The organism is Streptomyces sp. NPDC050433 (assembly GCF_044458565.1).
Classification (GTDB): Bacteria; Actinomycetota; Actinomycetes; order Streptomycetales; family Streptomycetaceae; genus Streptomyces.
Genome location: NZ_JBITIB010000002.1, coordinates 337,212 through 359,520, shown reverse-complemented (window position 1 = coordinate 359,520; position 22,309 = coordinate 337,212). Strand labels below are relative to the sequence as shown.

Genomic DNA, 22,309 nt, shown 5'->3' with positions numbered 1-22,309 from the left:
TCACTCACCGCCGCGGAGGATCGAGTTCCCCTCGTGCAGGGCTTCCGGTGCGGGGACGTCGAGCTGGAGTCTGCCGCTGAGGCCGTAGAACGCGACGGGGTTGCGCCACAGGACCTTGTCGACGTCGTCGTCGGAGAAGCCGGCCGCGAGCATCGCGTCGCCGACCTTGCGGGTCTTGAGCGGGTCGCTCTTGCCCCAGTCGGCGGCGGAGTTGACGAGGACGCGGTCGGTGCCGTGGGAGCGCAGCACGGCGACCATCCGGTCCTCGTCCATCTTGGTGTCGGGGTAGATGGAGAAGCCGAGCCAACTGCCCGACTCCGCCGCGTCCTTGACGGTCGTCTCGTTGAGGTGGTCGAGCAGGACGTGCTCGGGGTCGAGGTTCGACTCGGCGACGACGTCGATGGTGCGGCGCAGGCCGGTCAGCTTGTCGCGGTGCGGGGTGTGGACCATCGCCGGCAGCGCGTACTCGGCGGCGAGCTGGAGCTGGGTGGCGAGCGCGACGTCCTCGGCGGGGGTCATGGAGTCGTAGCCGATCTCGCCGACGGCGACGACGCCGTCCTTGACGAGGTAACGCGGCAGTTCTTCCAGGACGGGGGTGCAGCGCGGGTCGTTCGCCTCCTTGGGGTTGAGGGCGAGCGTGCAGTGGTGCGCGATGCCGTACTGCGCGGCGCGGAAGGGCTCCCAGCCGAGGAGCGCGTCGAAGTAGTCGTAGAAGCTGGCGGGCGACGTGCGGGGCTGGCCGAGCCAGAAGGAGGGCTCGACGAGCGCGCGGACTCCGGAGGCGTACATGGCCTGGTAGTCGTCCGTGGTGCGGGAGGTCATGTGGATGTGGGGGTCGAAGATACGCATCAGGACTCCTCGCCGGTCATGTTCAGTACGCGGTGCAGGTCCGGTGGGACCGGCCGGCCCGCCGCGGTGCGTTCGGACGCGTAGTCCGTGAGCATCCGGGCGAGTTCGGCGTCGCCGTGGGCGCGGCCTTCCGCGCCGGCGACGGCGGCGACGGGCACGCCGGTGAAGAGGCACTTCAGTACGGCGTGCCGCCAGGCGTGCGGGTCGAGATGGTCGGCGGCGTACGGGCCGACGGCCGCCTCGACGAGCCTGGTGTCGTTGGTGCGCAGGGCGTCCTCGACGAGCGGCAGGGCCTCGGGGCCGGGGACGCGGTGCGGCAGGGCGAGGAGTACGGCGCGGCGCTCGGCGGCGGCGCCCTGCTGGTAGAGGCGGGTGAGGGTGGCGACGTCGGCGGCGGCGTGCTGGAGGAGCAGGACGCGGACGTCGTCGGCGTTCTCCTGGCCGCAGTGGCGGCCGGCGGCGGCGAAGCGGAGCTCCCACTTGGGGACGGCAACGTTGTCGGTCTTCTCGGCCGTTTCGGCCGCCACGGCGAGTGCGTGGTCCAGCCAGGCGACGGCCGTGCTGTCGAGCCGTTCGGCGATCTCCTCGCGGTTCATGCCGATGCTCCCTTCGAGCGCAGGAAGTCCAGGGAGGTACGGGCCATTTCGGGGCCGGCGTGCGAGTGGCGCGGCAACTCCACGACGGTCAGGCCCTGGTAGCCGGTGGCGTCGAGGGCGGCCAGCACGGGCGGGAAGTCGATCTCGCCGTCGCCGAAGGGCAGATGCTCGTGCACGCCGCGTCGCATGTCCTCGATCTGTACGTGGCGCAGCCAGGGCCCGGCGTCCCGTACGCAGTCGGCGGGCGACGCCTCCTCCAGGCACTGGCAGTGGCCGATGTCGAGGGTCAGGCCGAGGGGTTCGGGGTCGCCGAGGAGCCCTCTGAGGTGGTGGAAGCCGGCGATGTCGGAGAGGAGATGGCCGGGTTCGGGCTCGATGGCGACGGGGATGCCGGCGGTCCGCGCGGCGTCGACGACCGGGGTGATCGACTCCTCCAGCCGCTTCCAGGCGGTGTCCGTGTCCGTGCCGTCGGGCGTGATGCCGCTGAAGCAGTGCACGGCGTGCGCGCCGAGATCGGCCGCGACCTGTACGGCGGTGACGAGCAGCCCGGTGCGGGCGGCGCGGGCGGCCGGGTCGGGGTCGAGAAGGGTGGGGCCGTGCTTACGGCGCGGGTCGAGCACGTAGCGGGCGCCGGTCTCGACGGTGACGCCGAGGCCGAGTTCGGTGAGGCGGGCGGCCACCTTGCGGGTGCGGGCGGCGAGTTCGGGGGCGAGCGGGTCGAGATGCATATGGTCGAGCGTCAGCCCGACCCCGTCGTACCCGAGGTCGGCGAGCAGCCCGAGCGCGTCGTCCAGACGCAGGTCGGTGAGCCCGTTGGTGCCGTATCCGTAGCGGATGGTCATGTCACACTCACCTTTCTCGCGAGCTTCCTGGCCAGTGGTACGAGCCCCATGACGGCGAGCCCGATCCCCGGGGCCCCACCGCGCGCCGCGAGCGCGGCCTGGAACGGGATCATGGCGCGGATCCCGCCGCCGACGGCCCGTTGGGTGAGCTGGGGTGAGGGGTTGAGCGCGGCGTGCAGGAAGGGCCGCCCGGCGGTAACGGCGTACGCGGCGGCGAGACCGCCGGTGACGAGCGCGGCGCCGCCGGGTGTACGGGGCCGCCCGACGACCCCGCCGAGCACCCCGGTGACGACGAGCGCACCGAGCGGCGCCCCGACGGACCCGCCGTACACCTCGCGGCGCGAGACGGTGGTGACGGCGACGGTATGCGCACCGAGGAGCGCGGCGGGGGCGAGGGCACTGCGCGGCACGGCGTGCTGCTCACCCGCCGGCCCGGCGCTCCGGGAGGCCAGGGGCTCCACCGGGCCGTTGGCCCACGCGGACATCCGCGCCAGCACGTCCCGCCCGGTGGGCGGAGACGAGAACCGCGCCGTCGAGACGGCAGCCTCGGACGCCCCGCGGGGAGCCGAACCGTTGAGCTTGCTCGCCGGGGCGCCCCCCGGCGTCGAACGGTCCCGAGAGACCGACGCCGTCGGTGTCCGGCCGGAGCGGGACCCCCGGCCGCGTCGTGGCGTCGAGCCGTCCGCCCACGCCGACAGGCGCGCCAGCACGCCTCGCCGCGGTGACGTCGAGGCGGCCTCCACCACCGGGCGGCCCACCGAGCCGGTGAGCCTGCTCACCAGGGTCCCAACGGAGCCGGTCGGCGAACCCTGGCGGGGCGGGGTGCGGCGGGACGCCGCGTGCGTTGCCGCCGCTCCCAGCAGGACGTCCAGCGCGCGGGCCGCGCCCATCGCCGCCGGGCCCGCCGGAGTGTGCTTCAGGCGGAGGTCGTACGCCCAGACCGTGGCCGCCAGCGCCGTACTGAGGGCCAGCGTCGGGCGGCCCGCGCGGGAGGCGAAGAGAAGGCCGGTGGCCGTCAGGGCGCCCGCCGCCGTCAGCGCCGCGTTCGGGGTGATGCGGCCCGACGGGATCGGGCGGTGCGGGCGCTCCACGGCGTCCTCGTCGCGGTCGGCCCAGTCGTTGAGCGCCATCCCCGCCTCGTACAGGCACAGGGACGACGCCACGGCCAGCGCCGTGCCGCGGTTGGGCCGGACGCCGGTGGACGCCGCGCCGGCCAGGGCGTCGCCCGGGACCGTGAACAGCGCGGACACCCGCAGGAGTTCGGCCCAGGCGCGCAAGCTCACTTGCTCTCCCTCAGGCGCTCGGCGAAGGAGAGGAGCGCGTCGAACTGTTCCGCCAGCGCGGCCGGTCCGCCGTCCGGGTCCTTGAAATAGAAGCCCAGTTCGGGCAGCGGCCCGCTCAGCCCCGCCTCGTGGGCACGGGAGACCAGTCGGGCCAGGTCCAGGACGAGCGGCGCGGCGAGCGCCGAGTCGCAGCCCTGCCAGATGGTCTGGAGGATCATGCGGGAGCCGAGGAACCCGTCGAACGCGATGTGGTCCCACGCGGTCTTCCACTCACCGAGCGCGGGCACGTCGTCGATGTGCACCTCGCCCTCGGGCGCGATCCCGAGCGTGTCGGCGAGGACCCGCTCCTTGCCCGCGTTCTTGGCCGCCGCCGCCGCCGGGTCGGCCAGCGCCGCTCCGTCCCCGCCGCCCAGCAGGTTGGTGCCCGACCAGGCCCTGACATCGAGGGCGCGCTGGACGAACATCGGGGCGAGCACGGAACGGAGCAGCGTCTGGCCTGTCTTGCCGTCGCGGCCCGCGTGGGGAAGTCCGCTGGTCTCGACGGCGTCCGCGAGGGCCGCGCTGCGCAGGCCGGTCGACGGAGTGAAGTTCACGTACGCGCAGCCCGCCTTGAGCGCGGCGGCGGCGTAGAGGGAGCTGGCCGGCAGCCGCGGGTCGTCAGCGGCGGGCTCGGGCTCGGTGGAGGAGACGTTGACGACGACGGCGCGCGCGACGCCGGTGCGCCGGACGAACGCGGTGATGTCGTCGGCGAACGCGGCTATCAGTTCGTCGTCGGTGCGCGTGTCGCCGGGCATCGGGCCGCCGACGCGGATCTCCGCGTCGGCCGCCTCCAGTTCGGTGGCGATCGTGTTCGGCAGGCCGTGCGGCAGCACTCCCGCCGCGGTGAGCGCTTCGGCCCGTTTCGGCAGGGGGCAGCTCGCGGTGTCGTGGCCGCCGAAGACCAGCGAGGACAGCGCCGGCAGGCCGGACCCGGCGAAGGGCGGGGTCTCGGCGACCATGCCGGTCGTGGGGTGCAGCCCGGCGACGACCGCCGCGCATCCCGCCACGGCTGTCGTCGCGACGGAGCCGCGTGCTCCGACGAACCAGACTCCGGTACGTCCTGCAGTCGAATCGTTGCTGGTCACGGGCTGCCTCCCTGCCGGGTGGGTGTGTTGGTGGACGGCGGGCGGGGGGTACGGCGCCTCCCCGCCCGCCGCCGGCTGACGGCCGGCCTCCTGGTCGGTGCCAGGAGGCCGGGTGGCTCTCCCGGCGGTGCTAGGAGGCCAGTTCCTTCAGTTGGATGTCGCGGAACGCGACCTGGTCGTCGGCACCGTGGTTCTGGATGCCGATGTAGCCGTTCTTCAGGCTGCGGACCGGGTCCTTGTTGGTGAAGTCGTTGATCTTGACTCCGTTGAGGAAGATCTGGACCCGTTCACCCTGGACCTTGATCTCGTAGTTGTTCCACTGGCCCGGAGGCCGCAGAACCTGGTCCCTGGCCTTGATGTCGGCCGACTTGAAGCCGTAGACCGCGCCGGTGGTGCGGTCCGCCGCGTCGGTGGCGTCGATCTGGATCTCGTAGCCGTTGTTGACGGCCGACCAGGGGTCGTCGGATGCCGGGAAGCCGATGAAGACACCTGAGTTGTCGTCTCCGTCCATCTTCCAGTCCATCTTCAGCGAGTACGCGCCGAGTTCCTTGGCCTGGTACCACAGCATGCCCATGCCGCCCTCGGTGTGCAGTTCGCCGCCGCCGATGGTGAACTTGCCCGGTCCGGCCTGCTTCCAGCCCTCCAGAGTCTTGCCGTTGAAGATCGACCGGTAGCCGGTGTTCGGCTTGCAGTCGGCCTTGACCTGGCCGGCCGCGTAGCGCAGCCCGCCCAGCAGGTGCTCACGGAAGGCCGGTTCGGCGTACGACTCCTTGGTGTGGCCGCCTCCGGTGTAGAAGGACCGGCCGCCCTCGTAGGTCTGGCACCAGGCGATCGGGTGGTCGCCCTTCATGGTGCCGCCCTGGTAGGTCGTCTCGTCGAGAGTGGCGAGGACCTTCACGTTCGAGCGGGGGTTGTCACGGTAGTTGTACCACTCGTCCGTGCGCTGCCACTCGTCGTCCAGGTGGGCGGTGGCCGGGTGGGCCTTGTCCTCGACCCGCACTGTGGCCTGCTGGATCTGCGGGTGCCCGGCGAAGTAGGCGCCGACCAGCTTGCCGTAGTAGGCCCAGTCGTACTCGGTGTCCGAGGCGGCGTGCACGCCCATGTAGGCGCCGCCGGTGGAGATGTAGTACTCGAACGCCTTCTGCTGCTCGGGGTTGAGGACGTCACCGGTGGTGGAGAGGAAGACCACCGCGTCGTACCGGGCGAGGTTGTTGGTGGTGAACTGCGCCGCGGTCTCGGTGGCGTCGATCGTGATGTTGCTGGTCTTGCCGAGTTCCTTCAGGGCCTCGATCCCGGCGGGGATGGCGTCGTGGCGGAATCCGGCCGTCTTGGAGAAGACGAGGACCCGCTTCTCGGTCCGGCCGGCGGCCTCTTCGCTGATCTCGAAGTCGTCGAGGTCGTAGAGCGAGCCCTCGCCGCCCTTGAAGACGAGGAACAGCTCCGTGGTGGCCGTGGGCACCGAACGCAGCGGCACGTCGATGTCCTGGAAGGTGTCCCAGCTGCCGGTCACCGGTATCGGCGCGGAGCCGAGGAGCTTGCCGGTGGCGGAGCCCGTACGGACTTCGAGGAATCCGCCCGCGCCGCCGGAGGAGATCCGGGCGGTGAGGGTCTTGGACCCGGTCAGGTTGTACGGCTTGAAGGAGATCCAGTCGCCGTTGTTGATGTCGCCGACGGTCTTGCCGCCGTTGGCCGACGCCTTGTCGTACGTCTTGATGCCCGACTGGCCCGTGAAGTGCTCGGCCTGCCGGTGGCGGGGCTGGAGCTGCACCTGGTCGTGCGTGGTGAGCGCGGCCTGGCCGCCGCCTCCGCCGTCGGTGTACTCGGCGTCGATGACTCCGAAGATGTCGGCGTTGGGGTCGTGCTCGCCGTCCGCCGGGGTGGTGATGGTGCCTTCGCAGCCCTTGGCCGAGGTGATCGGGTGGCCGTGGCTGTCGTGGCCGAGGATGTAGCGGACGGTGACCTTGGAGCAGTCGATCGGACCGTCTTCAGGGTCGGTGACCGTGACCTTGAAGGGCAGCTCGTCACCGAACTTGAAGAGGGCTCCGTCGGCGGGCACGGTGAGCGTCACCTTGGGCGCGGTGTTGCCGACGACGACCCGTACGGACGCGTTGCCGGTGTGACCCTTGGGGTCGGTGGCGGTGAGCGTCGCGGTGTAGGTGCCGTTCTTCTTGTACACGTAGCTGGGGTTGGCCTCGGTGGACTTGCCGCCGTCGCCGAAGTCCCAGGCGTAGGTGAGGGTGTCGCCGTCCGCGTCCGTGCTGCCCGCGGAGGAGAAGTTCGCCCGCAGCGGCGCCGTGCCGGATGTCTTGCTCGCGGTTGCCACAGCGACGGGGGCGCGGCCGTCGGCGATGTTCTCGATGCGGTAGACCGCCGAGTTCTCGTCGCCGCCGAACCAGGCGCGGCCGTAGTCCAGGACGTAGAGCGCGCCGTCGGGGCCGAACTCCATGTCCATGACCTGGGTACCGGACCACGGGAAGTCGTGGATGCCGGTGACGGTGCCGTCGGCCTCCTTCTCGACGCGCTTGATCCACTCACGGCCGAACTCGCCGGCGAAGAAGTCGCCGTCGTACTCCTCGGGGAACTTCGCCGGGGAGTCGAGGTCCGGGTCGTAGTTGTAGACCGGGCCGCCCATCGGGGACTCGGAGCCGTCTTCGAACTCCGGGACGCTGTTCCCGTCGTAAGGGATCCAGGCGGCCTGGGACGGCGGCAGGTCGGTGAGACCGGTGTTGTGCGGCGAGTCGTTCTTCGGCGCCGCGCAGTCGAACGCCGGGCCGGAGGTGCCGGTGGCGAAGTCGTAGTCGCGGTAGGCGTCGTTGTCGCCGGTGCAGAACGGCCAGCCGAAGTTGCCGGCCTCCGTCATACGGGCGAACTCGACCTGGCCGGCCGGGCCGCGGGCCTCGGACGCCGCGCCCGCGTCGGGGCCGTACTCACCGACGTAGACGACGCCGGTCTTCTGGTCGACGTTGATCCGGAAGGGGTTACGGAAACCCATCCCGTAGATCTCGGGGCGCGTCTTGGCGGTGCCGGGGGCGAAGAGATTGCCCTCGGGAACGGTGTACGAACCGTCGTCGGCAACCTTGATCCGCAGGACCTTGCCCCGCAGGTCGTTGGTGTTGCCCGAGGAACGCCGGGCGTCGAAGGCCGGGTTGCGGTCCGGGCGTTCGTCGATCGGCGTGTAGCCGTCGGAGGCGAAGGGGTTGGTGTCGTCACCCGTCGAGAGGTAGAGGTTGCCGTCCGCGTCGAAGGCGATGTCACCGCCGACATGGCAGCAGATGCCACGGGTGGCGGGGATGTCGAGGACCTTCTTCTCGCTGGCGTTGTCGAGGGTGCCGTCCTCGTTCAGCGTGAAGCGGGAGAGCCGGTTGTATCCGTCGAAGGGGGCGAAGTCGGCAGCCGTGCCCGTCTCGGGCGCGTCACCGGCGGGGGTGTCGAGTTTGGGCGCGTAGTAGAGGTAGATCGCGCGGTTCTCGGCGAAGCCGGGGTCGATACCGACGCCTTGGAGGCCTTCCTCGTCGTGCGAGTACACGTCGAGCTTGCCGGCGACCTTGGTGGCGCCCGCCGCGTCGGTGATGCGCAGTGTGCCGTCGCGGGAGGTGTGCAGGACCTGGCGGTCCGGCAGGACGGCGAGCGACATCGGCTCGCCCACCTCGTCGACACCCTTGGCGAGGGCGACCTGCTGGAACCTGTCGTCCGCCGGGTGGGGATCGTCCGGGTGCGCGGCTGCGGGGACGGCGGCGATGGTGCCGGCGATGAGGGCGCCGGCCATGAGGGCGAGGAGGGATCTGGATCTATGACGTCTTCTGGGCACGAAGTCCTCCAGGGGTGGGGCTGTTCGTACGTGCGGGTGCCGAGGGACGCCAAGCGCCGCTCCCGACCAAGCCTGAGGAACGTTCTGTTCGAGCAACGTGCCCCCTACATCTCGCTGGACGTTAGCCCGGTTGGTCCGTGCCGGAAAGACCTTGCGCAGCAATTGGGTTCAACTTTTTCCCGGTTGAGGACAAAGGCAGAAATGGCAGACCGGACGGCCCGGCGGTGGGTTGCTCGCCACCGCCGGGCACGTCCTTGTCACCTGGCCGTTCCCGCTACGTAGGCCCCTCCTTGAGCTGGATGTTCCGGTAGGAGACCTGGTCGTCGGCGCCGTGGTTCTGGAGGCCGACATAGCCGTCCTTCAGGCTGCGGACCGGGTCGGTGTTGGTGAAGTCGTTGATCGCGACCCCGTTGAGGAAGACCTGAAGGCGCTCCCCCTCGACCCTGAGTTCGTAGCTGTTCCACTCACCCGGCGGCTTGAGCGCCTTGTCCCTGGCCTCGATGTCGGCGGCCTGGAATCCGTACACCGATCCCGTGGTGCGGTCGTCGGCGTCGGTGGCGTCGATCTGGACCTCGTAGCCGTTGTTCACGGCCGAGTTGACGTCGTCGGAGGCCGGGAAGCCCACGAAGACACCGGAGTTGTCGTCACCGGCCATCTTCCAGTCGAGCTTGAGCGAGTACGAGGACAGCTCCTTCGCCTCGTACCAGAGCAGGCCCATGCCGCCCTCGGAGCGCAGTTCACCGTCGACGATCGCGAACTGACCCGGTCCGGCCTGCTTCCAGCCGTCCAGCGTCTTGCCGTCGAAGATGGGGGTGTATCCGGGGTCGGGGTCCGGGCCGGTGCCGGCCGGTGTGCAGTCGGCCTCGACCTGTCCGGTGGCGTACTTCAGTCCGCCGAGCAGGTGTTCGCGGAAGGCCGGTTCGGCGTACGACTCCTTGGTGTGGCCGCCCCCGGTGTAGAAGGACCGGCCGCCCTCGTACGTCTGGCACCAGGCGATCGGGTGGTCGCCCGCCATGTTGCCGCCCTCGTAGCTCGACTCGTCCAGCGAGGCGAGCACACGGGCCTGCTCACGGGGGTTGGTGCGGTAGTTGTACCACTCGTCGGTACGGTCCCAGGTGTCCTCCAGATGGGCCGTGGCCGGGTGCTCGCGGTCCTCGACCTTCACCGTGGCGGGCTGGATCGCCGGGTGGGAGTCGAAGTAGGCCCCTACCAGGCCTCCGTAGAACTCCCACTCGTACTCGGTGTCGGCGGCGGCGTGGATGCCCAGATAGCCGCCGCCTCCCGCGACGTACTCCTCGAACGCCGTCTGCTGCTCGGCGTTCAGCACGTCACCGGTGGTGGACAGGAACGCCACCGCGTCGTAGCCGGCCAGGTTCTCGGCCGTGAACGCGCCGGCGTCCTCGGTGGACTCGACCGTGATCTCGGCCGACTCCCCCAGCTCCTTCAGGGCCCCGGTGCCGGCCTCGATGGAGTCGTGCCGGTAGCCCGCCGTCTTGGAGAAGACCAGGACGCGCTCACCCGCCTCGACGGGTGACTCCCCGGTGATCTCGAAGTCGTCCACCTCGAAGAGGTCGCCCTCGCCGCCCTTGAAGGTCAGGACGAGATCGGTGGTCTCCGCCGGGGCGCCGGTCAGCTCCACCTCGACGTCCTCGAACGTGGTCCAGCCGCCGGTGGCGGGCACCTCGGCCGAGCCGAGGACCTTGCCGTCGGCCGCGCCCTCCCGTACCTCCAGGGTGCCTCCGGCGCCGCCGGAGGAGACGCGCGCGGTGAGCTTGGCGGCGCCCGCCAGGTAGTACGGCTCGAAGGAGATCCAGTCGCCGTTCGAGATGCCGCCGACGGTCTTGCCGCCGTTGGCCCCCTCGCGGTCGGTCACGGTGGTGCCGGACGAGTCGTTGGCGTGCTCCGCCTGACGGTGCCTCGGCTGGATCTCGGACTGGCCGTGACCGGTGAGCGAGGCCTGGCCGCCGCCCCCGCCGTCGGTGTACTCGGCGTCGATCACTCCGAAGATATTGGCGTTGGGATCGTGTTCGGCGTCGGCGGGCGCCGTGATGGTGCCCTCGCAGCCGGTCTTCGAGGTGATCGGGTGACCGTGGCTGTCATGACCGAGGATGTAACGGACGGTGACCTTCGAGCAGTCGATGTCCTCCCCGTCCTCCGGGTCCGTCACGGTGACCTTGAACGGCAGCTCGTCCCCGAAGCTGAACAGCGTGCCCGGCGCGGGCAGTTCCAGCTTCACCACGGGTGCCGTGTTGCCGACGACGACCTGCACGGACGCGGTGCCGGTGAGCCCTCCGGGGTCCTTCGCGGTGACGGTCGCCGAGTAGGTGCCGTTCTTCTCGAAGGTGTGGGTCGGGTTCGGCTCGGTGGAGGTGCCGCCGTCACCGAAGTCCCAGGCGTACGTCAGCTCGTCACCGTCCGCGTCCTCGGTGCCCTCCGACGAGAAGGCCACCTCCAGCGGTCCGGTGCCGGACGTCTTGTCCGCCGCCGCGACGGCGACCGGTGAGTATCCCTCGGTGGCGTTCTCGATGCGGTAGAGCGCCGAGTGCTCGTCGCCGCCGAAGAAGCCGGTGCCGTAGTCCAGGACGTAGAGCGCGCCGTCGGGGCCGAACTCCATGTCCATGACCTGGGTGCCGGACCAGGGGAAGTCGTTGATCGAGTTGACCGTGCCGTCGGTACCCTGGTCGATGCGCTTGATCCACTTGCGGCCGAACTCGCCGGCGAAGAAGTTCCCGTCGTACTCCTCGGGGAACTTGATCGGGGAGTCGAGGTCCGCGTCGTAGTTGTAGACCGGGCCGCCCATCGGGGACTCGGAGCCGTCGCCGAACTCCGGGACGCTGTTCCCGTCGTAAGGGATCCAGGCGGCCTGGGACGGCGGCAGATCGGTGAGACCGGTGTTGTGCGGCGAGTCGTTCTTCGGCGCCGCGCAGTCGAACGCCGCGCCGGATTCGCCGGTGCCGAAGTCGTAGTCCTTGAACGGCTCGTTGTCGCCGGTGCAGAACGGCCAGCCGAAGTTGGCCGCCTCGGTGACACGGGCGAACTCGACCTGGCCGGCCGGTCCGCGGTCCGGGTCGGCCGCGCCCGCGTCGGGACCGTAGTCACCTACGTAGACGACGCCCGTCTCCTTGTCGACGGAGATCCGGAACGGATTGCGGAAGCCCATGGCGTAGATCTCGGGCTTCGTCTTCTCCGTACCGGGGGCGAAGAGATTGCCCTCGGGGACGGTGTACGACCCGTCGTCCGCGACCTTGATCCGCAGCACCTTGCCGCGCAGGTCGTTGGTGTTGCCCGAGGAACGCCGGGCGTCGAACGCCGGGTTGCGGTTCGGCCGGTCGTCGATCGGGGTGTAGCCGTCGGAGGCGAACGGGTTGGTGTCGTCGCCGGTCGACAGATACAGGTTGCCGTCCGCGTCGAAGGCGATGTCACCACCGACATGGCAGCAGGTGCCACGGGAAGCGGGGACGTCGAGGACCTTCTTCTCGCTCCCCTCGTCGAGGGTGCCGTCCTCGTTCAGCGTGAAGCGCGAGAGCCGGTTGACGCCCTCGAAGGGGGCGAAGTCGGCTTCCGTGCCCGTCTCGGGCGCGTCACCCGCGGGGGTGTCGAGTTCGGGCGCGTAGTAGAGGTAGATGGCCCGGTTCTGGGCGAAGCCGGGGTCGACCCCGACGCCTTGCAGTCCTTCCTCGTCGTGGCTGTAGACGTCGAGGGTGCCGGACACCTTGGTGGTGCCGCCCTCGTCGGTGATACGCAGTGTGCCGTCGCGCGAGGTGTGCAGGACCTGGCGGTCGGGCAGCACCGCCAGGGTCATCGGCTCGCCTGCTTCTTCGGCGCCCTTGGCCAGGGTCACCTGCTGAAACGTGGGGGCGGCGGCTTGTCTTCCGGGGTCGGCGGCGTTGGCCGGCACCGCGCTGAGGGTCGACCCCGCGAGCAGGGCGCCGGTCAGCAGTGCGAGAAAGGATCGGTATGTGGGACGTCGTTGACTGTGCACGAGAGTCCTCCGGTAAAGCCTTTGGTACGTGCGGGGTCCGAGGGGGGCAGCCAGCACGAGCGCTGTGCTCGCCTCGGGTGGGGGGATGGGGGGAGTGCTCGTCCAAGCACCCGTGTTCCCGCATCTGTTGCTCTCGGTCTGCTGTCTCGCCGGGGCGCGCCGTCGCACCGGAGATCAACATGTCCTGTACATCTCAGTGACCGTAACTCTGTTCGTCCGAGACGGAAAGCCCTTGCGCAGCAGTGAAGTTCAACTTTTTCCTGCCTCAGGACAAAGGGGTTCCGGGCATGCCGGACGGCCCGGCGGTGAACTTTCCACCACCGGGCTCGTGTTCAGCCGAACTACTCGCCGCCGCCGAAGGCCGCGTCGAAGGACGCGGTGGGCGGGTCGAAGTCGAACCTCTTCAGATCGGCCAGTGCCTCGGGCGCGCCGGAGAGCCGGTCCATGCCGGCGTCCTCCCACTCGACCGAGATCGGGCCCTCGTAGTTGATGGACCGCAGCATGCGGAAGACGTCCTCCCACGGCACGTCGCCGTGCCCGGCCGAGACGAAGTCCCAGCCGCGCCGCGGGTCGCCCCAGGGCAGATGCGAACCGAGCCTGCCGTTGCGGCCGTCGAGACGTTTGCGCGCCTCCTTGCAGTCGACGTGGTAGATCCGGTCCCGGAAGTCGTAGAGGAATCCGGTCGGGTCCAGGTCCTGCCAGACGAAGTGGCTCGGGTCGAAGTTCAGCCCGAACGCGGGCCGGTGGTCGACCGCTTCGAGCGCCTGCTTCGTCGTCCAGTAGTCGTACGCGATCTCGCCGGGGTGGACCTCGTGGGCGAAGCGCACACCCTCGGTGTCGAAGACGTCGAGGATCGGGTTCCACCGCTCCGCGAAGTCGTCGTAGCCCCGCTCGATCATGCCGGGCGGCACCGGCGGGAACATCGCCAGCAGATGCCAGATGGACGAACCGGTGAAGCCGATGACCGTGTTGACACCGAAGGCCGCGGCGGCCCTGGCGGTGTCCTTGATCTCGGCGGCGGCCCGTTGGCGTACGCCTTCGGCCTCCCCGTCGCCCCAGATTCGGGCCGGCAGGATGCCCTGGTGGCGCTCGTCGATGATGCTGTCGCAGACCGCCTGGCCGACCAGATGGTTGGAGATCGCCCAGCACTTGAGGCCGTACTTGTCGAGCAGCTGGTGGCGGCCCTCCAGATAGCCGGGATCGGTGAGCGCCTTGTCGACCTCGAAGTGGTCGCCCCAGCAGGCCAGTTCCAGACCGTCGTAACCGAAGTCACGGGCGAGCCGGCAGACCTCTTCCAGCGGCAGATCGGCCCACTGGCCGGTGAACAGCGTGAACGGGCGGGGCATACGGGACCTTCCTAGGACTCGGTTCCGGACGGGGCCGGCACGGGTGTGTAGATGGCGTTCTTCTCCGCGCTCTCCTCCACGGCGGCGAGCACCCGCTGCACCTGGAGGCCGTCGGCGAAGGAGGGCGCGGGATCGGTTCCGGTGGCGATCGCCTGGACCAGATCCCTCGCCTGGTGCACGAACGTGTGCTCGTAGCCGAGCCCGTGGCCCGGCGGCCACCAGGCGTCCAGATAGGGGTGTTCGGACTCGGTGACCAGGATCCGCCGGAAGCCGGCGGTGACCGCGGGCTCCGACTGGTCGTGGAACGACAGCTCGTTGAGCCGCTCCAGATCGAAGGCGAGCGAACCGCGCTCGCCGTTGATCTCCAGCCGCAGCGCGTTCTTGCGTCCGGCCGCCATCCGGGTCGCCTCGAAGGACGCCAGCGCCCCCGAGGCGAGGCGTCCGGTGAACAGCGCGGCGTCGTCCACGGTGACCGGGCCCGTCTCCGCGCCGCCCGTCGCCGTGAGACCGGCCGACGCCCCTGACAGCAGCGGCCGTTGCCGTACGAATGTCTCGGTCATCGCCGAGACCCCGGCCAGCGGCTCCCCCGCCAGGAACTGGGCGAGGTCCACGATGTGCGCGCCCAGGTCGCCGAGCGCCCCCGAGCCCGCGTGCTCACGCTTGAGCCGCCAGGTGAGGGGGAACTCGGCGTCGACCAGCCAGTCCTGGAGGTAGGTGACCCGGACGTGCCGCAGCGCGCCGAGCCGGCCCTCCTCGATCAGCTTGCGGGCGTACGCGATGGCGGGCACCCGCCGGTAGTTGAAGCCCACCATGGCCAACTGCCCACGGGACCTGGCCGCTTCGGCGGCCCTGACCATGGCCTCGGCCTCGGCGACCGAGTTGGCGAGCGGCTTCTCGCACAGGACGTGCTTGCCCGCCTCCAGCGCGGCGATGGCGATCTCCGCGTGACTGTCCCCCGGCGTGCAGATGTCGACCAGCTGCACGTCGTCACGCGCGATGAGGTCCCGCCAGTCGGTCTCCGCGGCGGCCCAGCCGAGTTTGTCGGCCGCCTGGGCGACGGCCGTCTCGTCCCGCCCGCAGATGGCGGCCATGTGCGGCCGCATCGGCAGATCGAAGACATGTCCCGCCGTGCGCCAGCCCTGCGAGTGGGCGGCACCCATGAACGAGTATCCGATCATGCCGATACCGAGTGGCGGCGGTGCGCCGGCTTCCTTCTCCGGCGCTTCCCTGCTGGTCATAAGGGAGTACTCCTCGTCTCTCGCACGTGTGGGGGTCAGGGCCTGTTCGGTGGATCAGGCCGGATCGGCGGAGCCGGTCAGCTGAATCCCTGGGGCAGGTACTCGTCGATGTTCGTCTTGTCGACGACCGCCGAGAACAGGGTGACCTGGGCCGGGATCTCCAGACCGGCCAGGCCGCTGACGCCCTTGCCCTGACCCAGCGCGCGGGCGAGGTCGATCGCCGACGAGGCCATGATCGGCGGGTAGAGCACGGTCGCCTTCAGGACGCTGTTGTCGGCCTTGATGGCGTCCATGGCCGCCTTGGCGCCGGCGCCGCCGACCATCAGGAAGTCGTCGCGGCCGGCCTGGTCGATGGCGCGCAGGGCGCCGACGCCCTGGTCGTCGTCGTGGTTCCACAGGGCGTCGAACTTGGACTGCGCCTGGAGCAGCTGGGCCATCTTGGCCTGGCCGGACTCGACGGTGAAGTCGGCCGCCTGGCGGGCGACCTTCTTGATGTTCGGGTAGTTCTTGAGCGCGTCGTCGAAGCCCTGGGTGCGCTGCTTGGTCAGCTCCAGGCTGTCGGGGCCCGACAGTTCGATGACCGTGGCGTTCGCCTTGTCCTTCAGCTTCTCGCCGATGTAGTTGCCCGCGTTGACGCCCATGCCGTAGTTGTCACCGCCGACGTAGCAGCGGAACGCCTGCGGGTCGGCGAAGATGCGGTCCAGGTTGATGACGGGGATACCCGCGCGCATCGCCTTGAGACCGGCCTGGGTGAGGGCCTTGCCGTCGGCCGGCAGGATCACCAGGACGTCGACCTTCTTGTTGATCAGGGCGTCGATCTGGCCGATCTGGGCGGCGGTGTCGTTCGAGCCCTCGGTGATGTCGAGCGTGACGTCCGAGTACTTCTTCGCCTGCGAACGGGCGTTGTCGTTGATCGCGTTGAGCCAGCCGTGGTCGGCCTGGGGGCCGGCGAAGCCGATGGTGACCGGCTTGCCGGGCTTGTCGTCGGCCGCGGGCTCGTTGTTCGCCGCGGGCTCGTCCTTCTCGTTGCTGGTGCAGGCGGTGAGCAGGGCACCCGCGGAAATGGCGGCGGTGCCGAACAGCAGGCCTCTGCGGCTCGTTTCTGGCATGACGGTTCGTCCCCTTCAGGAGAGCTGTTAGAGCGGTGCGTCTAAGGCGGTGCGTCGGGATGCGGTACGAGGTCGGGCCCCGGTGCCGGGTCCTGTCCGGCCGGACAGGACCCGGGAGTCAGGCCTCGCCGTTGCGCGCCGTGCGGCGCTGGACCAGGACGGCGGCGACGATGATCGCGCCCTTGGCGATCTGCTGGACGTCGCTCTGCAGGTTGTTGAGCGCGAAGATGTTGGTGATGGTGGTGAAGATCAGGACACCGAGCACGGAGCCGACGATCGTGCCGCGACCGCCGCTGAGCAGGGTGCCGCCGATGATCGCCGCCGCGATGGCGTCCAGCTCGTAGAGGTTTCCGTTCGTGTTCTGGCCGGAGCCGGAGAGCACGATCAGCATGAACGCCGCGATACCGCAGCACAGCCCGGAGAACAGATACAGATACAGCCGCTGCCTGCGGACGTCGATACCCGCGAGCCGCGTCGCCTCCGCGTTGCCGCCGACCGCGACGGTGCGGCGGCCGAAGGTCGTACGGTTCAGCAGCAGCCAGCCGACCACCGTCACCACCGCGAAGATGATGACGAGCGGCGGGATCCCGAGGATGTACGAGTCACGGGCACCGAGGTCGAGCACCGACTTCAGGGTGACGATCTGCGTGTTGCCGTCGGTGATCTGGAGAGCCAGACCACGGGCGGACGCCATGATCGCGAGGGTCGCGATGAACGGCGCCATGCCGCCGTACGCGATCAGCACACCGTTGACCAGACCACAGGCCAGACCCACGATGATCGCGGTGAACAGGATGCCGGCGAAGCCGTACTCCTGTGTCGCCAGGGTCGTCGCCCACACCGAGGCCAGGGCCACGATCGCGCCGACCGACAGGTCGATGCCGCCGCTGGTGATGACGAACGTCATGCCGACGGTGACGACACCGATGATCGACGCCTGGGTGAGCACCAGTTGGAGATTGCTGGTGTCCAGGAACTGATCGGGCTTGGTGAATCCGCCGACGACTATCAGGGCGGCGAGCACACCGAGCAGCGAGAGAGTCCGGAAATCGAGACGCAGCCCGAGCGGCGGCCGGCTCCTGGATCCCTCCGGTGTCTTCCCCGCGGGCTTGGTCAGCGGTACGGCGTCGGCGGGTGCGGCGTCGGGCCCGCCCTGCTGCGCCTCAGAGGCAGGCTGTTTCATGGCGTCGGACTCCCTTCCATCACAAGGTCGAGTACACGGTGCTCGTCCAGCTCCTGGGCCGGTGCCGTATGGACGACACGGCCCTCCCGGAGCACCAGCACCCGGTCCGCGAGGCCAAGGACCTCGGGGACCTCGCTGGAGACGAGAAGTACGGCGAGGCCGTCGTCGGCCAGCCGGCGGATCACGGAGTACAGCTCGGCCCGCGCCCCGACGTCCACTCCGCGGGTGGGTTCGTCGAGGAGCAGGACCCGGCAGCCGCGCAGCAGCCAGCGGGCGAGGACCGCCTTCTGCTGGTTGCCGCCCGACAGGGTGCGGATGACCGCGTCGGGGTTGTCGGGGCGCAGGGAGAGTTCCTGGGTCGCGGCCCTGGCGGCCTTGCGCTCGGCGGCGCTGTCGAGCCAGCCGCCGCGGGAGAAGCGGGACATGGAGGACACCGACACATTGCGGGTGACCGACTCGATGAGCAGCAGGGCCTGGGCCTTGCGCTCCTCGGGGGCGAGGCCGAGTCCGGCGCGGACGGCGGCGCGGACGCTGCCGGTCTTCAGCTCCTTGCCGTCGACCAGCACCCGGCCGGCGGTGGGTTTGCGGGCGCCGAAGATGGTCTCCAGGATCTCGGAGCGTCCCGAGCCGACGAGACCCGCGAGGCCGACGATCTCGCCGGGCCGCAGTTCGAGGTCGACCGGTTCGAACTCGCCTTCCCTGGTGAGGCCTTCGGTCCGCAGCACGGGCTCGCCGCGCGGGGCGTCGGCGACCTGCGGGCGGTCGGGGAAGACGTACGCGACCTCCCGGCCGGTCATCAGCGCGACGACCTCGCTGGTGGGGGTCTCCTTCGCGGGCAGTCCCACGGCGACGGTGCGGCCGTCCTTGATGACGGTCACACGGTCGCCGATGCGGCGGATCTCCTCCAGGCGGTGGGAGATGTAGATGACGGCGACGCCGTCGGCGGTGAGCGAGGCGACGATACGGAAGAGGTTGTCGACCTCGTCGGGGTCGAGCGCCGCCGACGGCTCGTCCATCACGATGAGGCGTACGTCGTGGGAGAGCGCGCGGGCCATGGAGACGATCTGCTGGTGCGCGGCGGAGAGTTCACCGACGAATCGGCCGGCCGGGATCTCGGGGTGGCCGAGCCGCGCGAGCAGTGCCGTGGCGGCGGCCCTGGCCTCGCCGCCCTTGACGATGAAGCCGGCGGAGGTCGGCTCGTGGCCGAGGAAGATGTTCTCGGCGACCGACAGGCCCTCGACGAGGTCGAGTTCCTGGTAGATGGTCGCGATACCGAGCTTCATCGCCGCGATGGGCGACCCCAGTTGGACCTCTTCGCCGCGCCAGGTGATGACACCGTCGTCGGGCTGGTGCGCGCCGGCGAGCACCTTGATGAGTGTGGACTTGCCGGCCCCGTTCTGGCCGAGCAGACAGTGGACTTCGCCTGCCTGGACCTCCAGGTCCACGCCGTCCAGGGCGCGGACGCCCGGGAACAGCTTGGTGATGCCGGACATGGTGAGCAGGTGGCCTTCGGGTGGTGCTGGTGCCATGGCGTATCCCCTCGGCGGATGCGGCCGGTGAGCGGGTGTGCGGGCGAACAGGGCAGGGCGGAGCGAGGTGCGGTGGTGCTTTTGTTCTGTCTTTTGCTGTTATTTCGGTGATGCGGGTGAAGCGTGTGCCGTACGGCCCGACGCCGGGGTGCCGGTGTCAGGCCGGGGAGAAGAGATGGTCGCTGATGAGGCGGGCCGCGCCGGTGACTCCGGCGGTCGGTCCCAACTCCCCCAGCACGATGGGGAGGTTGCCGGTGGCCAGCGGGAGTGACTGGCGGTAGACCTGGGTGCGGACGCTGGCCAGCAGGGTGTGGCCGAGTCCGGTCACCCCGCCGCCGATCACGACGAGGCCCGGATTGAAGAAGCTGACGAGTCCGGCGATGACCTGGCCGACCCGGTTGCCGCCCTCGCGGATGAGGTGGAGGGCGGTGGGGTCGCCGGCCGCGGCGGCGACGGCGACGTCGGCGGCGGTGAGCCGGCCGGCCGCTTCGAGGCGCGAGGCGAGTTCGGCGGAACGGCCCGTACGGGCGGCGTCCTCGGCGTCCCTGGCCAGCGCGGCACCGCTGAAGTGGGCTTCCAGGCAGCCCCTGTTGCCACAGACGCAGGCGCGTCCGTCGGGTTCGACGCGGATATGGCCGATGTCGCCCGCGCTGCCCGTCGTACCCCGGTAGACCTCGCCGCCGACCACGATGCCGCAGCCGATACCGGTGCCGATCTTGACGCAGAGGAAGTCGCCCACGGAGCGTGCGACGCCCGCGTGCTGCTCGCCCATGGCCATCAGGTTCACGTCGTTGTCGACCATGACGGGGCAGCCGAGGTCCTGGCTCAGTGCCTCGCGTACGGGGAAACCGTCCCAGCCGGGCATGATCGGCGGCGCGACCGGTACGCCTTCGGGGAAGCGGACGGGGCCGGGGACGCCGATGCCGGCGCCGTCGAAGCCGTCGGCGAGCCCGGAGGCCTTGAGCTTGGCGGCCATCGCGAGCACCTGCTCGAAGACGGCGACCGGGCCCTCACGGACGTCCATGGGGTGGTTGACATGGCCGAGGACTTCGAGCTCGGCGTTGGTGACGGCGACGTCGATGGACGTGGCGCCGATGTCGACGCCGAGGAAGCGCAGGGCGGGCGCGAGCCGGATGTTGTGGGAGCGACGGCCGCCGCGCGACGCTGCGAGTCCGTCGGCGACGACGAGCCCGGTCTCCAGGAGCCGGTCGACCTCCACGGCGAGCTTGGAGCGGGACAGGTCGACCTGATCGCCGAGCTGGGCGCGGGAGTTGGGCCCACCGTCACGCAAGAGCCGGAGCAGTCGCGCCTGATGGGCGTTCGCGGGTCGTGCGGTCATTCGTCTCACGCGCCCCTCCCCGCCTCTCGGCTGTGTGTGCGTCGCTACGTCGGGTGTCGTTTCGACGGGCTTTCGAGGGGAACGTAGCAGCGCTTTCCCCGAGTGGGAAGAAGTTGCGCAGGAATCCTCCCCAACTTTCTCCACAGTCAGGACAAAGCCGTTTGGCTGGCCGTCGATACAGAGTGCCCGTACGGACAGGGCGGCCCGGTCGCTCGGCCGGACGACCCCGTTCGCGCCACTCGTGGCGGCAGCCGTTTCCGGGCATACGAAAGGCGCCTCCGCGATGTGCCGGAGGCGCCTCACTGTTCACTCGCACACGTGCGAATCGGTCAGACGCGGGTGTCCCCGCGGTGGTGGTACGTGGTGCGCGTCTGCTCCGTGTGGGCGCGCATGACCTCCGTCGCGGCCCGCTCGTCCCGCGCGGAGATCGCCGCGATCAGGGCCCGGTGCTCAATCCAGGACTGCTTGCCCCGCTGCCGCGCCACGGGCGCGTAGTACCAGCGCACCCGGCGGTCCACCTGCGCCGCCAGCTCCGCCAGGACGACGTTGCCCGCCAGCTCCATCACCTTCGCGTGGAAGGCCGCGTTCGTCGCGACCGTCAGCTCCACGTCGTCGTCGGCCACCGACTGCTCGCCCCTGGCGCAGAGCGCTTCCAACGCCGCGATACCCGCCGAGCCCGAATTCGCTGCCGCAAGCCTCGCCGCCTCGGCCTCCAGGAGCGTACGGACCGAGAGCAGCTGGTCCGCCTCCGCCTCGGTCGGCTCATGGACGAACGCACCCTGGGCGGGCCGCAGATCGACCCAGCCCTCGGTGTTCAGACGCTGCAGCGCCTCGCGTACGGGCTGCCGCGAGACCCCGAGATGCCCGGCGAGTTCGCTCTCCACCAGATGCTGTCCGGGCCGGAGCTGACGGACGGTGATGAGTTCGAGCAAGGCCTCGTAGACGCGCTCGCGGAGCGGGCCAGGGCGTTCGAGTTTGGGCACTGAGCCCTGCGGCAGTCCTGCGGACAACATGCGGTCCCCCATCCTGGCTGATCTACGGCTAAGACCTCGGCAGCTGAAAGCAACGATTGGCTATCGTCTACAGTCTACCGAGAACCGTAGCGGTCAGGGGCAGCGGATGACCTGTCCGGCGTAAGAGAGGTTTCCGCCAAAGCCGAAGAGCAGCGCCGGAGCGCCGGAATCGACCTCGCCGCGCTCCACCAGTTTGGACAGCGCCATCGGAATGGAGGCGGCCGAGGTGTTGCCGGAGTCCACGACATCGCGCGCGACGACCGCGTTGACGGCACCGATCTTCTGGGCGACGGGTTCGATGATCCGCAGATTGGCCTGGTGCAGCACGACGGCGGCCAGGTCCTCGGGCGCGATGCCCGCGCGCTCGCACACCTTGCGGGCGATCGGCGGCAGCTGGGTGGTGGCCCAGCGGTAGACGGACTGGCCCTCCTGCGCGAAGCGCGGCGGGGTGCCCTCGATCCGTACGGCGTTGCCCATCTCGGGCACCGAGCCCCACAGCACCGGGCCGATGCCGGGCTCCTCGCCCGGCCGGACCGCCTCGACGACCGCCGCGCCGGCGCCGTCGCCGAGCAGGACGCAGGTGGAGCGGTCGGTCCAGTCGGCGATGTCGGCCATCTTGTCGGCGCCGATGACCAGCGCGCGGGTCGCCGCCCCGGCGCGTACGGCGTGGTCGGCCGTGGCGAGCGCGTGGGTGAAGCCGGCGCAGACCACATTGAGGTCCATCACGGCCGGTGAGCCCATGGAGAGCCGGGCGGCGACACGCGCGGCCATGTTCGGCGACCGGTCGATCGCCGTGGACGTGGCGACCAGGACGAGGTCGATGTCCTCGGGGGTCAGCCCGGCCGCGGCGAGCGCCTTGGCGGCGGCGTGCGCCGCCAGCTCGTCCACCTGCTCGTCGGGCCCGCCCACGTGCCGTGTCTTGATGCCGACGCGGCTCGTGATCCACTCATCACTGGTGTCGACCATGCCCGCCAGGTCGTCGTTGGTGAGCACCTTGGCGGGCTGGTAGTGCCCGAGCGCGGCGATACGAGTGCCGGTCATGCCCGGGGGCCTCCTCTGCTGTCGACG

Annotated in this window: 14 protein-coding genes and 1 pseudogene; all 15 read right to left on the bottom strand. The window is 70.2% G+C overall.

The genetic code is table 11. The annotated features are described in order from the left end of the window. Positions 1–849 carry a TatD family hydrolase gene (locus tag ACIBLA_RS04355; protein ID WP_363244260.1) on the bottom strand — a complete coding sequence of 283 codons (849 nt, stop codon included), beginning with the start codon at positions 847–849 and terminating at the stop codon, positions 1–3. After that, positions 849–1,445, bottom strand: a complete 597-nt coding sequence (locus tag ACIBLA_RS04350; protein WP_363244259.1) for an EboA domain-containing protein — start codon at positions 1,443–1,445, stop codon at positions 849–851. Before ACIBLA_RS04350 ends, ACIBLA_RS04355 begins: the two co-directional genes overlap by 1 nt. Next, positions 1,442–2,287, bottom strand: a complete 846-nt coding sequence (locus ACIBLA_RS04345) for a sugar phosphate isomerase/epimerase family protein (protein WP_363244258.1) — start codon at positions 2,285–2,287, stop codon at positions 1,442–1,444. The genes ACIBLA_RS04350 and ACIBLA_RS04345 overlap by 4 nt, the downstream gene beginning before the upstream one ends. Beyond that, a pseudogene (locus ACIBLA_RS04340) lies at positions 2,284–3,564 on the bottom strand (UbiA family prenyltransferase); the annotation flags it as partial. The gene ACIBLA_RS04345 and the pseudogene ACIBLA_RS04340, both read right to left, overlap by 4 nt. A 2-nt stretch (positions 3,565–3,566) precedes the next feature. Beyond that, positions 3,567–4,694, bottom strand: a complete 1,128-nt coding sequence (locus tag ACIBLA_RS04335; protein ID WP_363244256.1) for an inositol-3-phosphate synthase — start codon at positions 4,692–4,694, stop codon at positions 3,567–3,569. A 130-nt stretch (positions 4,695–4,824) separates the two neighbouring features. Next, positions 4,825–8,460, bottom strand: a complete 3,636-nt coding sequence (locus ACIBLA_RS04330) for a ThuA domain-containing protein (protein ID WP_363244255.1) — start codon at positions 8,458–8,460, stop codon at positions 4,825–4,827. A 316-nt stretch (positions 8,461–8,776) separates the two neighbouring features. Continuing rightward, complete coding sequence (locus tag ACIBLA_RS04325; protein ID WP_399197703.1) at positions 8,777–12,484, bottom strand: ThuA domain-containing protein; 3,708 nt, start codon at positions 12,482–12,484, stop codon at positions 8,777–8,779. A gap of 341 nt (positions 12,485–12,825) precedes the next feature. Further along, on the bottom strand, positions 12,826–13,830 hold the full coding sequence (locus ACIBLA_RS04320) for a sugar phosphate isomerase/epimerase family protein (RefSeq protein WP_399197702.1): 1,005 nt from the start codon (positions 13,828–13,830) through the stop codon (positions 12,826–12,828). A gap of 11 nt (positions 13,831–13,841) precedes the next feature. Then, the gene (locus tag ACIBLA_RS04315) at positions 13,842–15,068 is read right to left on the bottom strand and encodes a Gfo/Idh/MocA family oxidoreductase (RefSeq protein WP_363244252.1); all 1,227 of its coding nucleotides are present in this window, start codon (positions 15,066–15,068) and stop codon (positions 13,842–13,844) included. Positions 15,069–15,145: 77 nt separating this feature from the next. Beyond that, entirely contained in the window at positions 15,146–16,177 is a 1,032-nt protein-coding gene (locus tag ACIBLA_RS04310; RefSeq protein ID WP_363244251.1) for a substrate-binding domain-containing protein, read from the bottom strand. Between the two features lie 118 nt (positions 16,178–16,295). After that, positions 16,296–17,360 (bottom strand): ABC transporter permease, encoded by a 1,065-nt coding sequence (locus ACIBLA_RS04305; protein ID WP_363244250.1) that lies wholly within the window; start codon positions 17,358–17,360, stop codon positions 16,296–16,298. Next, positions 17,357–18,889: a sugar ABC transporter ATP-binding protein gene (locus tag ACIBLA_RS04300; RefSeq protein WP_363244249.1), complete on the bottom strand. Its 1,533-nt coding sequence runs from the start codon at positions 18,887–18,889 to the stop codon at positions 17,357–17,359. Before ACIBLA_RS04300 ends, ACIBLA_RS04305 begins: the two co-directional genes overlap by 4 nt. A gap of 157 nt (positions 18,890–19,046) precedes the next feature. Then, positions 19,047–20,228, bottom strand: a complete 1,182-nt coding sequence (locus tag ACIBLA_RS04295) for an ROK family transcriptional regulator (RefSeq protein ID WP_363244248.1) — start codon at positions 20,226–20,228, stop codon at positions 19,047–19,049. 329 nt (positions 20,229–20,557) lie between these two features. Beyond that, entirely contained in the window at positions 20,558–21,241 is a 684-nt protein-coding gene (locus ACIBLA_RS04290) for a GntR family transcriptional regulator (RefSeq protein ID WP_363244247.1), read from the bottom strand. Positions 21,242–21,334: 93 nt separating this feature from the next. Continuing rightward, positions 21,335–22,282 carry a beta-ketoacyl-ACP synthase III gene (locus tag ACIBLA_RS04285; protein ID WP_363244246.1) on the bottom strand — a complete coding sequence of 316 codons (948 nt, stop codon included), beginning with the start codon at positions 22,280–22,282 and terminating at the stop codon, positions 21,335–21,337. Positions 22,283–22,309: the final 27 nt, after the last annotated feature.